Source organism: Thioclava atlantica (assembly GCF_000737065.1).
In the GTDB taxonomy this organism is placed as follows: Bacteria; Pseudomonadota; Alphaproteobacteria; order Rhodobacterales; family Rhodobacteraceae; genus Thioclava; species Thioclava atlantica.
The window spans coordinates 1-17,102 of sequence record NZ_AQRC01000018.1 but is presented as its reverse complement, the minus strand read 5'-3'; the positions used below and the strand labels follow the sequence as shown (position 1 = coordinate 17,102).

The 17,102-nt window shown below is 62.7% G+C and carries 19 protein-coding genes; 9 read left to right on the top strand and 10 right to left on the bottom strand.

Annotated features, from left to right (window positions below; translation table 11 throughout):
- Nucleotides 1-29: 29 nt before the first annotated feature.
- The 3 genes from sufB to iscR all read right to left on the bottom strand — a co-directional run bounded on the left by sufB (nt 30) and on the right by iscR (nt 3,205).
- Entirely contained in the window at nt 30-1,550 is a 1,521-nt protein-coding gene (gene sufB / locus DW2_RS17440) for a Fe-S cluster assembly protein SufB (RefSeq protein ID WP_038148536.1), read from the bottom strand.
- A 19-nt stretch (nt 1,551-1,569) separates the two neighbouring features.
- On the bottom strand, nt 1,570-2,616 hold the full coding sequence (locus DW2_RS17435; protein WP_038148535.1) for a cysteine desulfurase family protein: 1,047 nt from the start codon (nt 2,614-2,616) through the stop codon (nt 1,570-1,572).
- Between the two features lie 130 nt (nt 2,617-2,746).
- A complete protein-coding gene (iscR, locus tag DW2_RS17430; protein WP_038148534.1) occupies nt 2,747-3,205 on the bottom strand; it encodes a Fe-S cluster assembly transcriptional regulator IscR in 459 nt (152 codons plus the stop codon).
- A 234-nt stretch (nt 3,206-3,439) separates the two neighbouring features.
- Between iscR and DW2_RS17425 the strand changes: the two genes are divergently transcribed.
- From DW2_RS17425 to DW2_RS17410, 4 genes are all read left to right on the top strand, one after another.
- Nucleotides 3,440-4,117 (top strand): alpha/beta hydrolase, encoded by a 678-nt coding sequence (locus DW2_RS17425; RefSeq protein ID WP_038148533.1) that lies wholly within the window; start codon nt 3,440-3,442, stop codon nt 4,115-4,117.
- The gene (locus DW2_RS17420; protein WP_038148532.1) at nt 4,117-4,368 is read left to right on the top strand and encodes a hypothetical protein; all 252 of its coding nucleotides are present in this window, start codon (nt 4,117-4,119) and stop codon (nt 4,366-4,368) included. The genes DW2_RS17425 and DW2_RS17420 overlap by 1 nt, the downstream gene beginning before the upstream one ends.
- The gene (locus DW2_RS17415; protein WP_038148531.1) at nt 4,365-4,961 is read left to right on the top strand and encodes an HD domain-containing protein; all 597 of its coding nucleotides are present in this window, start codon (nt 4,365-4,367) and stop codon (nt 4,959-4,961) included. The genes DW2_RS17420 and DW2_RS17415 overlap by 4 nt, the downstream gene beginning before the upstream one ends.
- Before the next feature lie 109 nt (nt 4,962-5,070).
- On the top strand, nt 5,071-6,285 hold the full coding sequence (locus tag DW2_RS17410) for an NADP-dependent isocitrate dehydrogenase (protein WP_038148530.1): 1,215 nt from the start codon (nt 5,071-5,073) through the stop codon (nt 6,283-6,285).
- Between the two features lie 66 nt (nt 6,286-6,351).
- Here the strand turns inward: DW2_RS17410 and DW2_RS17405 are convergent, their stop codons facing one another.
- Complete coding sequence (locus DW2_RS17405) at nt 6,352-6,573, bottom strand: hypothetical protein (protein ID WP_038148529.1); 222 nt, start codon at nt 6,571-6,573, stop codon at nt 6,352-6,354.
- Between the two features lie 447 nt (nt 6,574-7,020).
- Here DW2_RS17405 and DW2_RS17400 point away from each other — a divergent pair, with 447 nt between their 5' ends.
- The 4 genes from DW2_RS17400 to typA all read left to right on the top strand — a co-directional run bounded on the left by DW2_RS17400 (nt 7,021) and on the right by typA (nt 10,606).
- The gene (locus DW2_RS17400; protein WP_038148528.1) at nt 7,021-7,638 is read left to right on the top strand and encodes a YitT family protein; all 618 of its coding nucleotides are present in this window, start codon (nt 7,021-7,023) and stop codon (nt 7,636-7,638) included.
- Nucleotides 7,639-7,723: 85 nt separating this feature from the next.
- Nucleotides 7,724-8,344 (top strand): YitT family protein, encoded by a 621-nt coding sequence (locus DW2_RS17395; RefSeq protein WP_051856385.1) that lies wholly within the window; start codon nt 7,724-7,726, stop codon nt 8,342-8,344.
- 18 nt (nt 8,345-8,362) lie between these two features.
- Nucleotides 8,363-8,698, top strand: a complete 336-nt coding sequence (locus tag DW2_RS17390; RefSeq protein ID WP_038148527.1) for a DMT family transporter — start codon at nt 8,363-8,365, stop codon at nt 8,696-8,698.
- An 87-nt stretch (nt 8,699-8,785) separates the two neighbouring features.
- Nucleotides 8,786-10,606, top strand: coding sequence for a translational GTPase TypA (gene typA, locus DW2_RS17385; protein WP_038148526.1), 1,821 nt, complete (start codon nt 8,786-8,788; stop codon nt 10,604-10,606).
- A 50-nt stretch (nt 10,607-10,656) separates the two neighbouring features.
- Here typA and DW2_RS17380 read toward each other — a convergent pair whose 3' ends face one another.
- The 5 genes from DW2_RS17380 to DW2_RS19900 all read right to left on the bottom strand — a co-directional run bounded on the left by DW2_RS17380 (nt 10,657) and on the right by DW2_RS19900 (nt 14,321).
- Nucleotides 10,657-12,381 carry a recombinase family protein gene (locus DW2_RS17380; protein WP_038148525.1) on the bottom strand — a complete coding sequence of 575 codons (1,725 nt, stop codon included), beginning with the start codon at nt 12,379-12,381 and terminating at the stop codon, nt 10,657-10,659.
- Nucleotides 12,382-12,387: 6 nt separating this feature from the next.
- A complete protein-coding gene (locus DW2_RS17375; protein ID WP_156103022.1) occupies nt 12,388-12,600 on the bottom strand; it encodes a hypothetical protein in 213 nt (70 codons plus the stop codon).
- Nucleotides 12,601-12,857: 257 nt separating this feature from the next.
- A complete protein-coding gene (locus DW2_RS17370) occupies nt 12,858-13,193 on the bottom strand; it encodes a hypothetical protein (RefSeq protein ID WP_038148523.1) in 336 nt (111 codons plus the stop codon).
- A gap of 95 nt (nt 13,194-13,288) precedes the next feature.
- The gene (locus tag DW2_RS17365) at nt 13,289-13,729 is read right to left on the bottom strand and encodes a hypothetical protein (protein ID WP_152842949.1); all 441 of its coding nucleotides are present in this window, start codon (nt 13,727-13,729) and stop codon (nt 13,289-13,291) included.
- 103 nt (nt 13,730-13,832) lie between these two features.
- Nucleotides 13,833-14,321 carry a hypothetical protein gene (locus tag DW2_RS19900; protein ID WP_156103020.1) on the bottom strand — a complete coding sequence of 163 codons (489 nt, stop codon included), beginning with the start codon at nt 14,319-14,321 and terminating at the stop codon, nt 13,833-13,835.
- 563 nt (nt 14,322-14,884) lie between these two features.
- On the opposite strand from DW2_RS19900, the gene DW2_RS19895 reads away from it, so the two are divergent.
- The gene (locus tag DW2_RS19895; RefSeq protein WP_156103018.1) at nt 14,885-16,441 is read left to right on the top strand and encodes a plasmid recombination protein; all 1,557 of its coding nucleotides are present in this window, start codon (nt 14,885-14,887) and stop codon (nt 16,439-16,441) included.
- 24 nt (nt 16,442-16,465) lie between these two features.
- On the opposite strand, the gene DW2_RS17345 is transcribed toward DW2_RS19895, so the two are convergent.
- Nucleotides 16,466-17,086, bottom strand: a complete 621-nt coding sequence (locus DW2_RS17345; RefSeq protein WP_038148517.1) for a DNA-binding protein — start codon at nt 17,084-17,086, stop codon at nt 16,466-16,468.
- Nucleotides 17,087-17,102 lie beyond the last annotated feature (16 nt).

The following is a 17,102-nucleotide window of genomic DNA, read 5'->3' as shown; positions in this document are numbered from 1 at the left end:
GGAAATTTCCGTCTGTAAGGCGGAGAGGATCACCCGACGCTCCCTTCCAGCGAAATCGCCACAAGGCTTTGCGCTTCCATCGCGAATTCCATCGGCAGCGCCTGCAGCACTTCGCGGCAGAACCCGTTCACGACGAGCGCCACGGCCTCTTCCTCGTCCATCCCGCGCGCGCGGCAATAGAACAGCTGATCGTCATCGACCTTCGAGGTGGTCGCCTCGTGCTCGACGCGCGAGGAATTGTTCTTCACCTCGATATAGGGAACCGTGTGCGCGCCGCATTTGTCGCCGATCAGAAGGCTGTCGCATTGCGTGTAGTTGCGCGAGTCGGTGGCTTTCGGATGCATCGCGACCTGACCGCGATAAGTGTTCTGCGCGTGGCCCGCCGAGATCCCCTTCGAGACGATGCGCGAGCGGGTGTTCTTGCCCAGATGCAGCATCTTCGTGCCGGTATCGGCCTGCTGGTAGTTGTTCGCGATTGCGATCGAGTAGAACTCGCCCTGGCTGTCATCGCCGCGCAGGATGCAGGACGGGTATTTCCAGGTGATCGCCGAGCCGGTCTCGACCTGCGTCCACATCACCTTGGCGCGGTCGCCACGGCAATCGGCGCGCTTGGTGACGAAGTTGTAGATGCCGCCCTTGCCGTCCTCATCGCCGGGATACCAGTTCTGCACGGTGGAGTATTTCACCTCCGCGTCTTCCTCGATGATGATCTCGACGACCGCGGCGTGCAGCTGGGCGACATCGCGCTTGGGTGCGGTGCAGCCTTCGAGATAGGACACGTAGGAGCCCTTGTCGGCGATGATCAGGGTGCGTTCGAACTGCCCGGTGTTTTCCGCGTTGATGCGGAAATAGGTGCTCAGCTCCATCGGGCAGCGCACGCCCGGCGGCACGTAGACGAAGGATCCGTCCGAGAACACGGCCGAGTTCAGCGCGGCGTAGAAATTGTCCGCCTGCGGCACGACCGAGCCGAGATATTTCTTCACCAGTTCCGGGTGATCCTGGATGGCCTCGGAGATCGAGCAGAAGATCACGCCCGCCTCCGCGAGCTTCTCCTTGAAGGTGGTGCCGACCGAGACGCTGTCGAAGACCGCATCCACGGCAACCTGACGATCGCCCGGCACCATGTCCTCGGCCCCCTCGACGCCCGCGAGGATCATCTGCTCCTTCAGCGGGATGCCGAGCTTCTCATAGGTCGCCAGCAGCTTGGGATCGACCTCTTCGAGCGATTTCGGCTTCTCGACCATGCTCTTCGGACGCGCGTAGTAATACTGGTCCTGGAAGTCGATCTCGGGAATGTCGAGAAGCGCCCACTCGGGCATCTTCATGTCCTGCCAGCGCGCGAAGGCCTTCAGGCGCCATTCGGTCATCCATTCCGGCTCGTTGTTCTTTTCCGAGATCAGGCGGACGATGTCCTCGTTCACGCCCTTGGGCGCGTATTCCATCTCGATCTCGGTGTTCCAGCCGTATTTGTAGGCGCCCATGTTCTGGACGGTCTCGACCGTCTCGCGGTCCACACCCTCACGCACTTCGACCTGATCCACGCTCGCCATATCCGGCCTCTCCTGTCGCTCATCCGCGCCGTGCGCGGTGTTTCCCTTCGCATTTCAGCCAGTGTTCGGCGAAACGCATCACATCCTCTTCGCGCGTATCGGGCCCCAGCGAAACCCGGATCGCGCAGCCGGCTTGCTCCTCGTCAAAGCCCATCGCGCGCAACGCCGCGCTCGATCTGACCTTGCCGCTCGAACAGGCGGAGCCCGCCGAAACCGCAAAGCCGCCCAGATCCATCTGCATCACCTGCGTCTCGCCCTTCCATCCGGGCGTGAGGAAGCAGGAGGTGTTCGGAAGCCTGTGCGACTCTTTCCCGACAAAAATAGTTTCTTTTGCCCGATCCGCAATGGCGTTCTCTAGAATGTTTCTAAGTTTTTCCACCCGGCCCCAGATCCCGGCCTCGAGATCGTGCGCGGCCGCCTGGGCCGCGGCGCCGAAAGCGGCGATGCCGATGATGTTCTCGGTGCCCGCGCGCCGGCCCATTTCCTGCCCGCCGCCCTTGAGCTGCGCGGCGATCTCGGTGCCGCGGCGCACGACCAGCGCCCCCACCCCTTTCGGGCCGCCCAGCTTGTGCGCCGAGATCGCGCCCGCGGTGCAGCCGAGCCAGTTGAAGGCGAAGGGGATCTTGCCGAAACCCTGCGTGAGATCGGAGAACCAGAGCCCCTCGGGCAGCTCCTGCACCACGCCGGTCTCGGAATTGGCAAGCTGCACCGCCGAATGCGCGGGATCGGCCACCGTGATCCGCCCGGAGGCCGAAACCGGCAGATCCTCGATGCACCAGCTGCGCACCGCGTCATGTTCGACCCCGGCGCAATGGATCTCGCGCCCCGCCAGTGCCAGCGCCGCCGCCTCGGTCGCGCCGGAGGTGAAGACCACATCCTGCCCCTCGGCCCCGAGCGCGGCCGCCACCTGGGCGCGCGCGCGCTCGATCAGCGCCTTGGCCGCGCGTCCCTCGCTATGGACCGAGGAGGGATTGCCCACGACATCCATCGCCGCGATCATCGCCGCGCGCACTTCCGCGCGCAGCGGTGTCGTCGCATTCCAGTCGAGATAGGTTCTGTCAGCCATCGCGGATCGCCCGGGATAAAGAAAGAAAGTCTGCGGCGGAGAGAATTCCGACGAGAGGAAACGGCGCCCTGCGCTCCCCTTCACCTAGATGAAAATACCCGTCACGACCGCTCGAGATGGTGCGCGGGTGTTATTCGTCCACCACCGAGAAGAGATGCGGCACTGCCGGACAGGGTTTGAGCTGGTTCTTCACCACGTCCTGAAGCGTGGTCTGATGCAGGAAGACGAAGACCTGCGCCGAGAGGCTCTCCCACAGCCGGTTGCTCAGCGATTGCGCGCGCGAGCCGGAAATGCCGCCCGAGGCGCCTGCCCCGACATGCATCGCCGAGACGGTCTCGTCGACGGCCTCGAAGATATCGGAAATCCGGATCTCGGCAGGCTCGCGCGCAAGCCGGTAGCCGCCGCCCGGTCCGCGTACCGAGGTCACCAGCCCCGCCCGGCGCAGCCGCACGAAGAGCTGTTCGAGATAGGGCAGCGAGATATCCTGACGCTCGGAAAGCGCCGAGAGCGAGGTGCGTTGCCCCTCGCCTGCCAGCGCCAGATCGACCAGCGCCACCATCGCGTAGCGCCCTTTCGTCGAAAGTTTCATGCGACCCTCTCCCGTTTCCCGGTGATCCGGCGGGGAAAACCTCCGCCAAAGCATGCAAATCCCGCTCAAAGCATTGACGCAAGCGCGCGGGCCGATTACCTCCACCAATACCCGATCTCCCGGCATGGCGCCGGGGGTGGCTTCCTCCTAGGGCAGCCGCGCCGACCCGTCAAGAAATGCGGTGGCGGTCGCGACCCCTCCCTCAGGAAAGCTGGCGAATAAAAACGAGAGACGATGCCCGAAGTCATTTTCCCCGGTCCCGAAGGTCGCCTCGAGGGGCGCTATCATCCGCAAGCCGCCCCCGACGCGCCGATCGCGATCATTCTGCATCCCGACCCGCAATTCGGCGGCACGATGAACAATCGCGTCGTCTACAACCTGCATTACGCCTTCCACAAGCTCGGCTTCACCGTGCTGCGTTTCAATTTCCGCGGCGTCGGCCGGAGCCAAGGGGAATACGATCAGGGCGTGGGCGAATTGTCGGATGCGGCCTCCGCTCTCGACTATCTGCAGGCGATGAACCCGAATTCGAAACATTGCTGGGTCGCGGGCCATTCCTTCGGCGCCTGGATCGGCATGCAGCTCCTGATGCGCCGCCCCGAGATCACCGGCTTCATCTCGGTGGCCCCGCCCGGCCCCTCCTCGCCCGGCCCCGGCAACTACGATTACAGCTTCCTTGCGCCCTGCCCCTCCTCGGGCCTGATCATCAACGGCAGCAATGACCGGATCGCCCAGCCGAAAGAGACCGAGCAACTGGTTTCCAAGCTGCAGGAGCAGAAGGGCATCACGATCACCCATGAGGTGGTCGAAGGCGCGGATCACTTCTTCAAGAACGAAGAGGCGCATATGAAGCCGATGATCGAAACGGTCCAGGCCTATGTGCGCCGGAGGCTGACGGAGGGCACGCGCTGATGGCGCTGATCGACGAGCTTGCCGAGAAACTCGCCGCCGACACGATGGAGGCGATGACCAAATATGGAGACGATCGCCTGTTTCTGGAGATCGGCAACCATATCGGCACCTCGTCGCCCTCGCTGCAGGAAGCCTATCTGACGGCCTGCCGCCTGCATCTGGCCGAACGGCGCGGTCGGACGTTCTTCGAACAGAAGATCGCGGCGCTCGAGGCCCGCGCCGGCAAATCCGACGACAAGGACCCGGCGTGACCCGGCTCGACCAGCAATTCGCCTTCCTGGCCGAAGCTGAAAAGCTCAAATCGGTCACCCGCGCGACGCCGATCCACGATGCCTCGCGCCCCGAGAATTCCGGCGAGCACAGCTGGAGCCTCGCGCTCTACGCGCTGGTGCTCGCCGATCACGCGCCCGAGGGCGTCGACGTGAACCGCGCGATCCGGATGCTGCTCCTGCACGACCTCGTCGAGATCGACGTCGGCGACGTGCCGATCCACAGCCAGAACGGCGCGGCGCATGGCGCGCCCGAGATCGCGGCCGCCGAGGCGCGCGCGGCCGAACGGATCTTCGGCCTGCTGCCCCAGGAACAGGGCGCGGCGCTGCTCGATCTCTGGCACGAATTCGAGGCCAATGAGAGCGCCGACGCGATCTTCGCCAAGTCGCTCGACCGGGTGCAGCCGGTGCTGCTCAACCATCTCTCGGGCGGCGGCTCCTGGGTCGAGTATGACGTGCAGTTCGGCCAGCTCGAGAGCCGGGTGGGCCAGAAGATCGCCCGCGGATTGCCGGGGGTCTGGGACTGGGTGAAGGCGAAGGTCGAACCCTGGTTCGCGGCCCGCGACCGCGTCTGACCCCTGCCCCCGCGACCCCTCGGCATACAATCGCATACCGCCTAGCCAAGCGTCCCGGAATGGGCTATGACGCGCGCAATCCCGAGTCACCCAAACCAAGAGGGCCTTCATGACCAAGATCAAGGTAGAGAACCCCGTCGTCGAGCTCGACGGCGACGAGATGACCCGGATCATCTGGGACTTCATCAAGAAGAAGCTGATCCTGCCCTATCTCGATATCGACCTGAAATATTACGATCTGGGCATCGAGTCCCGCGACGCCACCGACGACCAGATCACCGTGGACGCGGCCGAGGCGATCAAGAAATACGGCGTCGGCGTGAAATGCGCGACCATCACCCCCGACGAGGCCCGCGTCGAGGAGTTCGGCCTCAAGCGCATGTACCGCTCGCCCAACGGCACGATCCGCAACATCCTCGGCGGCGTGATCTTCCGCGAGCCGATCATCTGCAAGAACGTCCCGCGCCTCGTGCCGGGCTGGACCAAGCCGATCGTCGTCGGCCGTCATGCCTTCGGCGACCAGTACCGCGCCACCGATTTCCGCTTCCCCGGCAAGGGCAAGCTCTCGATCAAGTTCGTCGGCGACGACGGCGAGGTGATCGAGAAGGAAGTGTTCGACGCGCCCGGTTCGGGCGTGACCATGGCGATGTACAACCTCGACGAGTCGATCATCGACTTCGCGCGGGCCTCGATGAACTACGGTCTCGTCAAGGGCTGGCCGGTCTACCTCTCGACCAAGAACACCATCCTCAAGGCCTATGACGGCCGCTTCAAGGATCTGTTCCAGAAGGTCTACGAGGAAGAGTTCGCCGAGAAGTTCGAAGCCGCCGGCATCACCTATGAGCACCGCCTGATCGACGACATGGTCGCCTCGGCTCTGAAATGGTCGGGCGGCTATGTCTGGGCCTGCAAGAACTACGACGGCGACGTGCAGTCGGACACCGTCGCGCAGGGCTTCGGCTCGCTCGGACTGATGACCTCGGTCCTCATGACGCCCGATGGCAAGACCGTCGAGGCCGAAGCCGCGCATGGCACCGTGACCCGTCACTACCGCCAGCATCAGGCCGGCAAAGAGACCTCGACCAACTCGATCGCGTCGATCTTCGCCTGGACCGGCGGCCTCAAGCACCGCGCCAAGCTCGACAATAACGAGCAGCTGATGACCTTCGCGACCACGCTCGAGAAAGTCTGCGTGCAATGCGTCGAGGACGGTTTCATGACCAAGGACCTCGCGCTGCTCGTCGGTCCCGACCAGAAGTGGCTCACCACGATGGGCTTCCTCGAGAAGGTGGACGAGTATCTCAACAAGGCGCTGACCGTCTGATCGCCAGGCGCAATCGCGAGAAGAAACTGATGGGGGCCGGGCGCGTGAGACGCCCGGCCCTTTCGCTTACCGGAGCAGGCTCCACGGCTCGGGTGGAGGCTCGGCGGGCCCCAGCCCGATATCGCGCCGCAGGTGATCGCTCAGCTGCCCCGCATCGAGCTTGCTGGGCTTGGGCCCCCGGGCGATCAGCGCGACAAGAGCCGCACGCAGCAATTTCGCGGCGCCGAACTTGGCGATTGCGGCCTCGATGGTGACGGGGTCCGCCTTGTGGTCGATGGTCTGGATCATGGATCTCTCCCGGCGCGAGGGTCCACCCCGCAACCGGCCTTTCATTTTGCAGTTTGAAGAGACGATCCGAACCCGCGGTCACGGCTGTGACGTCACGGGACGGCCCGGGACGCGGAATCGGATCAGGTTGCGGGATGGAGCCGATCAGGCCCCGAAAACGTCAGCGGCGGGTCAGGCGCGAAAATTGCTGTCGACGCTGGAGGCCGATGCGATCTGCGGTGACGCGATGGGTGCTGACGGAATGTCCGCGACGCGACGCGAGGGCGAGACGACGATAAGTCATGTAGGCCCTCCTTTCGTGCATGGGCGTTGCGAACTGCCGGCACTTGGCCCGATGCGACAAAAGCGCGCAACCTTTTCAAGCCGCGATCCCGACCTTTGCGGCGCACCTGTGGCGGAAGCGCCGCAGTACTTGCGCGCGCGCACGGCGCATGGCATCTGGCGGCCATGACCATGTCGCGCCACTCCAATCCGACCCGTCACTCCCTCGTGGAGGACAGCCAGGGGCTGCTTACTGGCACGCTTCTGGTCACGCTCTCGGTGCTGCTGCTGCATGGCGCGGGGCTGTTCACGGGGCAGATCGCGGGCCTGTCGCTGGTGCTCTCCTATGTCACCGGCTGGAGCTTCGGCGCGATCTTCTTCACCCTGAACCTGCCCTTCTACTGGCTGGCCTTCCGGCGGATGGGGATGCGCTTCACCATCAAGACGGTGCTCTCGGTCGCCCTGCTCTCGGGCTTCACCGAGATCTTCCCGCAGCTGCTGCAATTCGCGACGCTCCATCCGGCCGCCTCGGCGGTGCTGGCGGGGGTGACCGCGGGCGCGGGTCTGCTGGCGCTCTTCCGGCACGGGGCGAGCCTGGGCGGCGTCGGGATCGTCGCGCTCTATCTGCAGGACAAGACCGGCTTCAAGGCGGGCCGCACGCAGATCCTGTTCGATTGCTGCGTCTTTCTCTTCGCGCTTTTCGTGCTGCCGCTCGACAAGGTGCTCTGGTCGCTTCTGGGCGCGATGGTGCTCAACGTGATCATCCTGATCAATCACCGCCGCGACCGCTACATCGCGACCTGAACGCCCCCTGACCCATTCCGCGCGCTCATAGCCGCCCTGCATGGGGCGGTTTTGAAATTCGGCGAATCTGCCTCATATTTAGGTCATGGATATTGACCTTCATACGCAGCCGCGCCCGCGCTACTCCCGGATCGAGGATTTTCAGGGCCTCGTCATCGCCTCCGCGCAGGCGGCGCTCGGCATCCACCTGCTGCGTGCGGCAGGGCTTGTGACGGGCGGCACGGCGGGGGCCGCGCTGATCCTTTCCTATGTGACGGGGATCAGTTTCGGCCTCGTGTTCTTCGCGATCAACATCCCCTTCTATGCCTTCGCCTATCATGCGCGCGGCACGAGCTTCGCGCTCAAGAGCCTCTTCACCGTGAGCCTCGTCTCGCTGATGGCCGAGGCGCTCAAACCCTTCCTGCATGTCGCTCAGATCCACCCGGCCGTCGCCGCCACGCTTTTCGGGATCTCCGCGGGGGTGGGCCTGCTGGGACTTTTCCGGCATGGCGGCTCGCTCGGCGGCGTCTCCATCGTCGCGGTGATCTTGCAGGACAAATTCGGCTTCCGTGCGGGCTGGACGCAGCTCCTCCACGATCTGATCCTCTTCGTGATCGCCAGCCTCGTCCTCGCGCCGCCGCAGGTGCTCTGGTCGCTTCTCGGCGCGATGGTGCTCAATTTCGTCATCGCGATGAACCATCGACGCGACTGGTATGTGGTGACCTGATCTGGCACCCTGCACGCCATGCTCAAGACCTATCTCTTCCTGCTGATCGCGGTCGCCTTCGAGACCTTCGGCTCGGCCTGCCTGCAGGCGAGCCAGCAATTCACGCGCCTGTGGCCCTCGCTCGGGGTGGCGGCCGGGTTCCTCGGCGGGCTCTATTTCTTCACGCTGGTGCTGAAGGTCCTGCCGCTCGGGATCACCTATGCGCTGTGGTCGGGCATCGGGATGGTGCTGATCGCCGGGGCGGGCTGGGCGCTCTTCGGCCAGCGCCTCGACGCGCCTGCCCTGATCGGGATCGCGCTGATCCTGGCCGGGATCGTGATCATCAACCTCTTCTCGAAGTCACATTTCCAATGAACTGCCACCGCGATCGGTTTCCGGGGGCTAGCCGCGCCCGGTTTTTTCCCTTAAGGGCGGGGCAACTTCAAAACAGGCGGACCTCCCATGGATCTTCGCAACATTGCGATCATTGCTCACGTGGACCACGGCAAGACGACGCTCGTGGACCAGCTCCTGCGCCAATCCGGCGCGTTTCGTGAAAACCAGGCCGTCGCCGAACGTGCGATGGACAGCAACGACATCGAACGTGAACGCGGCATCACCATTCTCGCCAAGGCCACCTCGGTCGAGTGGAAAGGCACGCGGATCAACATCGTCGACACCCCCGGCCACGCCGATTTCGGCGGCGAGGTCGAACGCATCCTGTCGATGGTCGATGGCGTGGTGCTGCTGGTGGACGCGGCCGAAGGCCCGATGCCGCAGACCAAGTTCGTGACCTCGAAGGCCCTCGCGCTCGGGCTCAAGCCGATCGTCGTGCTCAACAAGGTCGACAAGCCCGCGGCCGAACCCGACCGCGCGCTCGACGAGGTCTTCGACCTCTTCGCCAATCTCGGCGCCGATGACGACCAGCTCGACTTCCCGCATCTCTATGCTTCCGGCATCGGGGGCTGGGCGGATACCGAACTGGACGGGCCGCGCGAGAACCTCGACGCGCTCTTCGACCTGATCCTGAAGCATGTCGAGCCGCCGAAACAGGAATTCCGCGCCGACGAGCCGTTCCAGATGCTCGCCACCACCCTTTCGGCCGACCCGTTCATCGGCCGCATCCTCACCGGCCGCGTCGAGGCCGGCCGGCTGAAGGTGGGAGACCAGCTCAAGGCGCTCTCGCGCAAGGGCGAGCGGATCGAGAGCTTCCGCTGCACCAAGATCCTCGCCTTCCGCGGCCTCTCCCAGCAGCCGATCGACGAGGCCGTCGCGGGCGATATCGTCACCGTCGCGGGCATGACCAAGGCCACCGTGGCCGACACGCTCTGCGCCCCCGAGGTCGAGGAAGCGCTCCCGTCGCAGCCGATCGACCCGCCGACGATCTCGGTGACCTTCGGTATCAACGACTCGCCCCTCGCCGGCAAGGACGGCTCCAAGGTGCAATCGCGGGTGATCCGCGAACGCCTGATGAAGGAGGCCGAGACCAATGTCGCGATCAAGGTCGAGGACACGCCGGGCGGCGAGGCCTTCGTGGTCTCGGGCCGTGGCGAATTGCAGATGGGCGTGTTGATCGAGAACATGCGCCGCGAGGGCTTCGAGCTGTCGATCTCGCGTCCGCGCGTGATCTTCCGCGAGGAGGACGGCCAGCGCATGGAGCCGATCGAGGAGGTCATCGTCGATGTCGATGACGAATTCTCCGGCGTGGTGATCGAGAAGCTCACCGGCGCGCGCAAGGGCGAGATGACCGAGATGCGCCCCGCCGGCCACGGCAAGACCCGCATCGTGGCGCTCGTGCCTTCGCGCGGGCTCATCGGCTATCAGGGCGAGTTCATGACCGACACGCGCGGCAACGGCGTGCTGAACCGGATCTTCCACGGCTGGGCGCCCTACAAGGGCCAGATCGAAGGCCGTCGTCAGGGCGTGCTGATCTCGATGGAGAACGGCGTCTCCGTGGCCTATGCGCTGTGGAACCTCGAGGAGCGCGGCAAGCTCTTTATCGGCGCGCAGGAGCAGGTCTATACCGGCATGATCATCGGCGAGCATTCGCGCGACAACGATCTCGAGGTGAACCCGCTCAAGGGCAAGAAGCTGACCAACGTGCGCGCCAGCGGCACCGACGAGGCGGTCCGCCTCACCCCGCCGGTCCGGATGAGCCTCGAGGAAGCCATCGCCTATATCAACGATGACGAACTGGTCGAAGTGACGCCCAAGGCGATCCGCCTGCGCAAGCGCCATCTCGACCCGCATGAGCGCAAGCGCGCCGCACGCGCCGAGGGGTGAGACAAGAGGGGGAGCGGCCCCCTCCCTCGACGGATGGCGACATTCAACCGTCAAAACGGGGGCTCTGCCCCCGCCCGCTTCGCGGTCTCCCCCGGGATATTTGGATCAAGAGGAAGCAGGCTTCCAAATGCCCCAAATATCCCGGGGGTGAATGGCGAAGCCAGAGGGGGCAGCGCCCCCAGTTTGACCGTTATTTGTCGTTTGTCACGGAAGGCGTCTGCGAGCGCTTGTGGCTGGCCTGCGGCAGAAAGCAAATCGCCGAGATCGATCATGATCTCGGCGTTCATACGACCTTCGTCATCTGGGTCGGGTAGCAGCGTCACCCTCCCTATCAGCGCTGATAAGTGCTCGTTTGCGAGATGGACCCAGTCTGGGTCATTCAGCACTTCTTCGAGCCTCTGCAGCACCTGAGAGAGAGCTCGAGGCGCGCTCTCGACGAGGGGCGCACTTGGCGCTGCAGCACTGAGGCGAGCGATTTCGTCCTTAAATTTCACCTGCTGTGCCTCAAGTTCATTCATGCGTCCCTTAATCTGAGCAAAAGGCGCGCCATCTTCGAGGGATTGCACAAGCGCCCGCAGCTTCCTTTCTGTTCGCGCCAAGGCGGCGCGTTTGGCTGGCAGTTCCGCATCTGGTGGGTTCTTGCGAAGCTCCTTAATCTCTTGCCTCAACGCGGCATCGAACGTCTTTGAAAGGCTTTCCGAGGCGAGCGGCGCGCGGAGCGCCGCGAAGACCCGCGCTTCGATCTCTTCGCGCTTGATGTAGGAGCGGTTTGGGCACACCCCTTTGATGTTCTCTGCGCAGCCGTAATGGTCCCGGGAACGCATAACGAAGCTCCGACCGCAGCAGCCGCACTTGAGAAGCCCGCTCAGGAGGTATTTCTTACGCCGTGCGCCCTCGGGGTTATTGCGAGTGGTGACTTTGCGTCGGGTTTTCGCGGCGCGCGCCTGTACCGTTTCCCAGAGATCATCAGGGATGATCCTGAGCGCCGGGATCTCGATTTCTTCAACCCGATCTGGCGTCGCTTCCGTGATGCAGGCTTCGGTTTCCGGATGGACGCGCTTCGTCGTACGGAACATGAGTACACGCCCAATATAGATTGGGTTGTGCAGAATACCCTCTTGGCGCTCGCTGTTGCCACGAATCGTCCTTGGCTCCCACGTGCCCCCGCGCGGTGCCGGAACTCCTTCGGCATTCAGCCTCCGCGCGATAGCGAGCGCGGACTGACCGTCGGCGAACGCTTTGAAAATTCGCCGAACGATCCGCGCTTGATCGGGGTCGATCTCCCGGTTGCGGCCTTCGCCGCCTTCGCATTTGCGATAGCCATATGGACGCATATGGAACGTCCCACGTTTCAACGCCGCTTGCATGCCACGTTTAGTATGGATGCTCACGTTGTTCGAATATTCACGCGCACCCCAGGCCGTCAGCATGACCGACATGAAATTCTGAGGTCCTTCTGCAAGCGAGTGCAGTTCAACGTTTGCGAAGCTCATCAGATCGAAGACTTGAAGCGCGTGGGTCACGTTACGTGTAAGACGGTCGATTGCTTCGACGACGACGACATCGACTGCTCCCCGTCGGATCGCCTCGCGCAGTTCCAGAAGACCGGGGCGTTGGCCGAGGCGCCCGGATATTTCCGAGTCCGAAAAGCGCTGTGTCACGGTCCAGCCCTGTGTCTGCACAAACCGCTCCGCCATGTCGAACTGATCGTCGATCGAGGTCGGTTTTTGAAGTTTCGAGCTGTAGCGTGCATAGACTGCGACCCGTTTAGTCATCGTCGTTTACTCCTGAATTTGGCCCGGACCCGGAGCTGCATTCTCATTTGCCGCGTGCAGACGATGCGTTTCGACGCGTGCGAGGAAGCGGACGAATTGCTCCGCCGATACGATCTGGGAGAAGTCATGGGATGCCGGGGTGTCGCCGTTGTCGTTCGCGGCGGGACGGCTGGTGAAATCGCGGGGGTGAAAGGACATTTTTGGCTCCAGAAAATTCATTCTGGATTCAATATTCGTTCGACCAGTTGGAGCGACTCCATCAAAGTCGAAGAAAATTGTGAGTCCCTTGTTTTTATTAGGCTTTCAGATTTCAAATGAAATCATCTTCCAGCCTCCGCTTCAAATTAGCTGGTATTGAGGGAAAGTCGGGCGCGCCGGTTCCGTTTGGTTTGTGGAGCAAGTGCGGAAAGGTTTCTATGGCGCGCCCGGGCGGGTTCACACCGCCATATCTGACGCAATTTCGCGTCGTATCTCGGTCATGCGGCTCGCAGGATGCCGGGCTCGCAATCGTTGGCAAGGCCTCCTGCAATGCAGTACGAGCCGTTAATAGCATCTCGGATCTGACGGATAGCTGTGTCGATATTCCGCTCGAATTCTTCGTCAGGTTCAACTCGTGCCAAGTGCCGCAAGAGGCTTGCACCGCAATCACGAAAATCCTCGCCGAGTACCTCGCCGCGTGTCACGATTTCCTGGAAAAAATTGCGATCTTCCTCGGTGCCGAACAAGCACACGGGAGGCAAGACGTCGAGCGCCTCGAGAGCTGCGCGCGCCGTCGAGATCACGTCGTCAATCGGGTTCATTTGATGAAACATCTGGCATCCTCTCGAAGCTGAACGGTGGGCGCTGCGGCCCTCACTTGCAGGGCCGCAGCGATCGTAGTTCAGCCGCCCATCGGGCGATCCTGGAGTCACGCATCGCAACGTGGACTGCCGAGAGCATCCAGCGCCATCTGAAGCCACTTGGCCTGTCCTTTCAGATGGTCGCGGATCTTGCGTAGATCCACCGGTGCAGCATGATAGACGACATAGGGAGCAGCCGGCTCGAAGCCGAACCTCGGTCCGAGACGCATCCATCCGTCTTCAAAACGCACCCAGTTCAGATCATCATCGAGTGCGATGATCGCGCGCGTCGTTCGTACTCGGGACCGTCCGCTGGCTTCCGTGATGCGGCCCACGAGCGAGAGGTCATTGAAGGCGGTGAACAGCGACCAATCGTCGATAACGGGCGCGTTCGCCAGTTCTTGCGGAGTCGGGCGCTCGGTTGCGGCAGCGACGATTGTCGTGAGCAGATCGCGCTCAGCGCGGAGTTCCTCGCGCGTCATTTCGGACGGGTGTTTTGCGTGGGTCATGTCGGGGCCTTTCAAATGTAGAATGGGAGAGAAACAGAGCTGCAAGATCTGTCCGCCTCACGAGTTAGGCGGACGGAAACTGCAGCCCTGTGAGGAGCGCGGTTCACGGTTTCAGGAGGCGCTTCGGACGGTAGATTTCGACCGGCGGCTTGAGCCGCGATCGGATTTCCAGTCGCACGTTCGCAAGCATCTTATCGACTGCTTCGAACTGCGCTCGCTGTTCAAGCCCGAGTCGACCAATGCGTGCGTTGCGTTCGAACAATTTGGAGCCGGTCGAGATGAAAAGGCGGTGCGATGCACGAAACATTGTCGGGCGATAGAGGCCGCAAGCTTTCGCCTGATCGTCATTTTCGACGACGATGTCATCAGGCCGCACCAGCCGCCCTTCGGGGCTCAGCCCTGGTGCTACGATATTCATCGGTGCATCGCCGATACGACCCCGAGAAAGCAGCAAGCAAGGCCGTGTGCCGGGCGGAATATCGAACTCCCCGTCGGGCCTTCGATCAGAGGCGTAAGGGAAGCGCATCAGAAAAATATCACCTGGCTTGAGCTGCCCACCCGGCAGCAGGTGAAGGTATCGGTCGTGGAGCATGAGAGCCTCGTTTTTTGAGTAGAGAAAACGACGCACAACACCTCACCACTTCACCGATATCGGAGCGTCGGAGCGTGGCTTGATTGCGTGCGTCAAAGACGCAGCACGCAAGCAAGACATGCTTCGATGCTTCCTTCGCGACCGCGATTGATCGCTTGACCAGTCAAGCGATCCAGATGCGCATCAGGGAGAGCGTCGAGAGGCCCTCCTCTCGACCCGCCGGGGGCGCCGGAGGGTCCAGACAGAGCGACGAGTGGGGCTGGGCTGGGGGTTCGAAGGGGGATGCGCGGCTTCCCCATCGTCTCGCTGAAAGCGCCAGGGGGTTTGGGGGATGTGGAGCTTCCCCCATGTGGCGCGTAGCGGCGCCGGGGGTGTCCAGAGGGGGCCGGCTACGCCCCCCTTTGGCCGACACGTATTCGAAGCGAAGCGGCGAATAGGTATAGTCGGACCCTATAGCCTGTTGTTACAGCGCCCGAGGCACGCGGCGGCGCGCGCGTTTTTTGATCGTTCTCAGTTGTCCTTAGTTCCCCCGCATCCATCAAACGGGACGCGAGGTAAATTGGATGCGGGGCTATCAATTCGGGCATGTGGAAACTTGGTCGCAACAGGGAGCGACGAAGTCGGGTGGGAAGGTCGGTCGCGCGCGCAAAAACGGTCAGCGCGCCTGGCGGGCGCAGCAAGTTCTCGACGAAGCCGAGCGTGTCGAGGGAAGTTGCGATCATGTGCACCGCCCGGACCGGACACCGCAAATCATTCCCGGCTCGTGTGGGTCTTTCGACGAACTTCGCGCAGCACATGAGCAAGCCACGAATGTCAGGCAAAGCTTTCCGTACACAGATCCAAAGACCGGCGTGAAGACGACGCGCCAGCGCAAGCTTCGGAAAGATGCGCACACGCTTTATTCGAGCGTGTTTTCGCTTCCGATCACGAGCGCGGAAGCGCGCGCCGATCCAGCTTTGATGAAGGAGTGCCGCGCCGTCTTCGACGACTTTATCGCCTTTGAGAAGGGTCGGATCGAGGCGGCTGGAGGAGAGTTTGCGCTCGCTGTTATTCACACTGATGAAGCGCAGATGCACATTCATCTCTTCGCGCTCGATCGGGAGCGAGGATCGGTCATTGATTTGCATCCGGGACGCGCGGCTTTTGAAGACAGCAGACGGCATTTACGCGCCTGCGGGCGCGAGCGGTCGTTATCAAAAGAAGCGGGCGACAAGCTCTACAAAGAAGCGATGAGAGAGTGGCAGGACGACCTCTACGAGGCGGTCTCGCGCCATGCAGGATTGCTCAGGTTCGGCCCCCGGCGCGAGCGGTTGTCACGCGCAGAATATCGTAGCCGAATGGCGGCTCGTGAACAGAACGCAATGGATGAGCGCCGGGCTGCGGAGGCTCGGAAAACACGCGAGGCGGCGGAAGGTCTCAAACGTGCCGCTGACGGTCTTTTCGAGCTCGGCAATGAACAGCTCGCGGAGATTGCAGCGGATCGCGCCGCAGTCAACGAAGAGAAGGAGCGCGACGAAATTTTGCGCCGAAAAAACGCCTCTCAGGCTGAAGCGAATGTGGCTCGAGCGCGCGAACTCGATGCCCAGGAACGGAGCCTGCGGGATGCGCGCGAAGATCTGATCGCTCAGAAAAAAGAGATAGCGGAGAAAGAGAAGATCGCGGATCGAAGATATCGATCTGCGGATGCCGTTCTCGCGACAGCGGACCTGCTCGGACAAGGAGAATCCACACCAGATCAGGTGCCTGAATTGCTAAAGAGCATGCCGACGCAGGCGAACCAAAACGTTCATGCGAAACTGGCACGTATGAGACGCGCGCCGCATGCGGCGACGCGATTGGCAGAGATGTTCGGCGCAGCGCTGATCCGTTTGAGAACGACCGCCCAGTCCGAGGCCGAGGCCTTGGTCGAAAATGAGCGCCGTGAACTCGCTGATGGCCTCGACGCCGTGGCGCGCGTGACCGAATTTGCGGCGCAACTGATCGCGCGTTTCGTGCCGCCAGCGAGCCGTGAAAACGAACACGGCAAACTCAGAAAACTGCTCATGAACGTCGCGCGGGTGAAAACACGAAACGAGCGAAGAAAGCGGGACGACAAGGACCGGGGCGGCGATGAGCGGTGAGTGCCGCACCGGCCGTCGCGATCTTCAAGTTTCGGGAGTGTCGTCGCGGTCGAAACCGGAATTGTTCTCGCGCTTTGAGCCCCGACCCGGGGTCGGCTGCGTGATCTCTGCACGCAGGCTTTCGAGCAATGCAGCACGTTCAGCGAGGCGGCCGTTGAGCGCGGAGATCTCGCGATCTGCCGTCTCGAGCCGACACTCGAGAGTACGGATCTGCTTCTCCGCGCCGTCGGCACGGTGGCGCTCGATATCAAGCGCTTCCTCAAGATCATCGATTACGTCTTCCAGATCTGCGAGTTCCGCGCGCTGGCTCGCTTCGCGTTTACCCTGCAAAGTGCGGAGTGCCTCAATCTCGGAATTTGCGATCTCGCACGCGGCTTTCCAAGCCGCCTGCGCGAGGCGATCGGTCGCATCCCTCACAGTCTCCGGCATTTCGGGCAGTGCCGCAAGAGCGGTCTGTTCTTCTCGGAGACGCTGGATCACTCGCTTCGCGACCGGATTGAGGTCGCGCATCGAACCGCCGAGGGTTGCGAGCAAATTACGCCGGCTGGGAAAGTGTCCGTCGTGTTCGGACACGTAATGCCGAACAGCGCGTTCGACCTCGATCTCGAAATCGGGCTTCACGTCGGCGGGGGCGACAGTCTTCATGCTTCATCTCCTGGTA

Excerpts from the sequence above, each read along its gene's own strand:
- sufB (WP_038148536.1), bottom strand. The coding sequence starts at position 1,550 with ATGGCGAGCGTGGATCAGGTCGAAGTGCGTGAGGGTGTGGACCGCGAG.
- DW2_RS17435 (WP_038148535.1), bottom strand. The coding sequence starts at position 2,616 with ATGGCTGACAGAACCTATCTCGACTGGAATGCGACGACACCGCTGCGC.
- iscR (WP_038148534.1), bottom strand. The coding sequence starts at position 3,205 with ATGAAACTTTCGACGAAAGGGCGCTACGCGATGGTGGCGCTGGTCGAT.
- DW2_RS17425 (WP_038148533.1), top strand. The coding sequence starts at position 3,440 with ATGCCCGAAGTCATTTTCCCCGGTCCCGAAGGTCGCCTCGAGGGGCGC.
- DW2_RS17420 (WP_038148532.1), top strand. The coding sequence starts at position 4,117 with ATGGCGCTGATCGACGAGCTTGCCGAGAAACTCGCCGCCGACACGATG.
- DW2_RS17410 (WP_038148530.1), top strand. The coding sequence starts at position 5,071 with ATGACCAAGATCAAGGTAGAGAACCCCGTCGTCGAGCTCGACGGCGAC.
- DW2_RS17405 (WP_038148529.1), bottom strand. The coding sequence starts at position 6,573 with ATGATCCAGACCATCGACCACAAGGCGGACCCCGTCACCATCGAGGCC.
- DW2_RS17400 (WP_038148528.1), top strand. The coding sequence starts at position 7,021 with ATGACCATGTCGCGCCACTCCAATCCGACCCGTCACTCCCTCGTGGAG.
- DW2_RS17395 (WP_051856385.1), top strand. The coding sequence starts at position 7,724 with ATGGATATTGACCTTCATACGCAGCCGCGCCCGCGCTACTCCCGGATC.
- DW2_RS17390 (WP_038148527.1), top strand. The coding sequence starts at position 8,363 with ATGCTCAAGACCTATCTCTTCCTGCTGATCGCGGTCGCCTTCGAGACC.
- typA (WP_038148526.1), top strand. The coding sequence starts at position 8,786 with ATGGATCTTCGCAACATTGCGATCATTGCTCACGTGGACCACGGCAAG.
- DW2_RS17380 (WP_038148525.1), bottom strand. The coding sequence starts at position 12,381 with ATGACTAAACGGGTCGCAGTCTATGCACGCTACAGCTCGAAACTTCAA.
- DW2_RS17375 (WP_156103022.1), bottom strand. The coding sequence starts at position 12,600 with ATGAATTTTCTGGAGCCAAAAATGTCCTTTCACCCCCGCGATTTCACC.
- DW2_RS17370 (WP_038148523.1), bottom strand. The coding sequence starts at position 13,193 with ATGTTTCATCAAATGAACCCGATTGACGACGTGATCTCGACGGCGCGC.
- DW2_RS17365 (WP_152842949.1), bottom strand. The coding sequence starts at position 13,729 with ATGACCCACGCAAAACACCCGTCCGAAATGACGCGCGAGGAACTCCGC.
- DW2_RS19900 (WP_156103020.1), bottom strand. The coding sequence starts at position 14,321 with ATGCTCCACGACCGATACCTTCACCTGCTGCCGGGTGGGCAGCTCAAG.
- DW2_RS19895 (WP_156103018.1), top strand. The coding sequence starts at position 14,885 with ATGCGGGGCTATCAATTCGGGCATGTGGAAACTTGGTCGCAACAGGGA.
- DW2_RS17345 (WP_038148517.1), bottom strand. The coding sequence starts at position 17,086 with ATGAAGACTGTCGCCCCCGCCGACGTGAAGCCCGATTTCGAGATCGAG.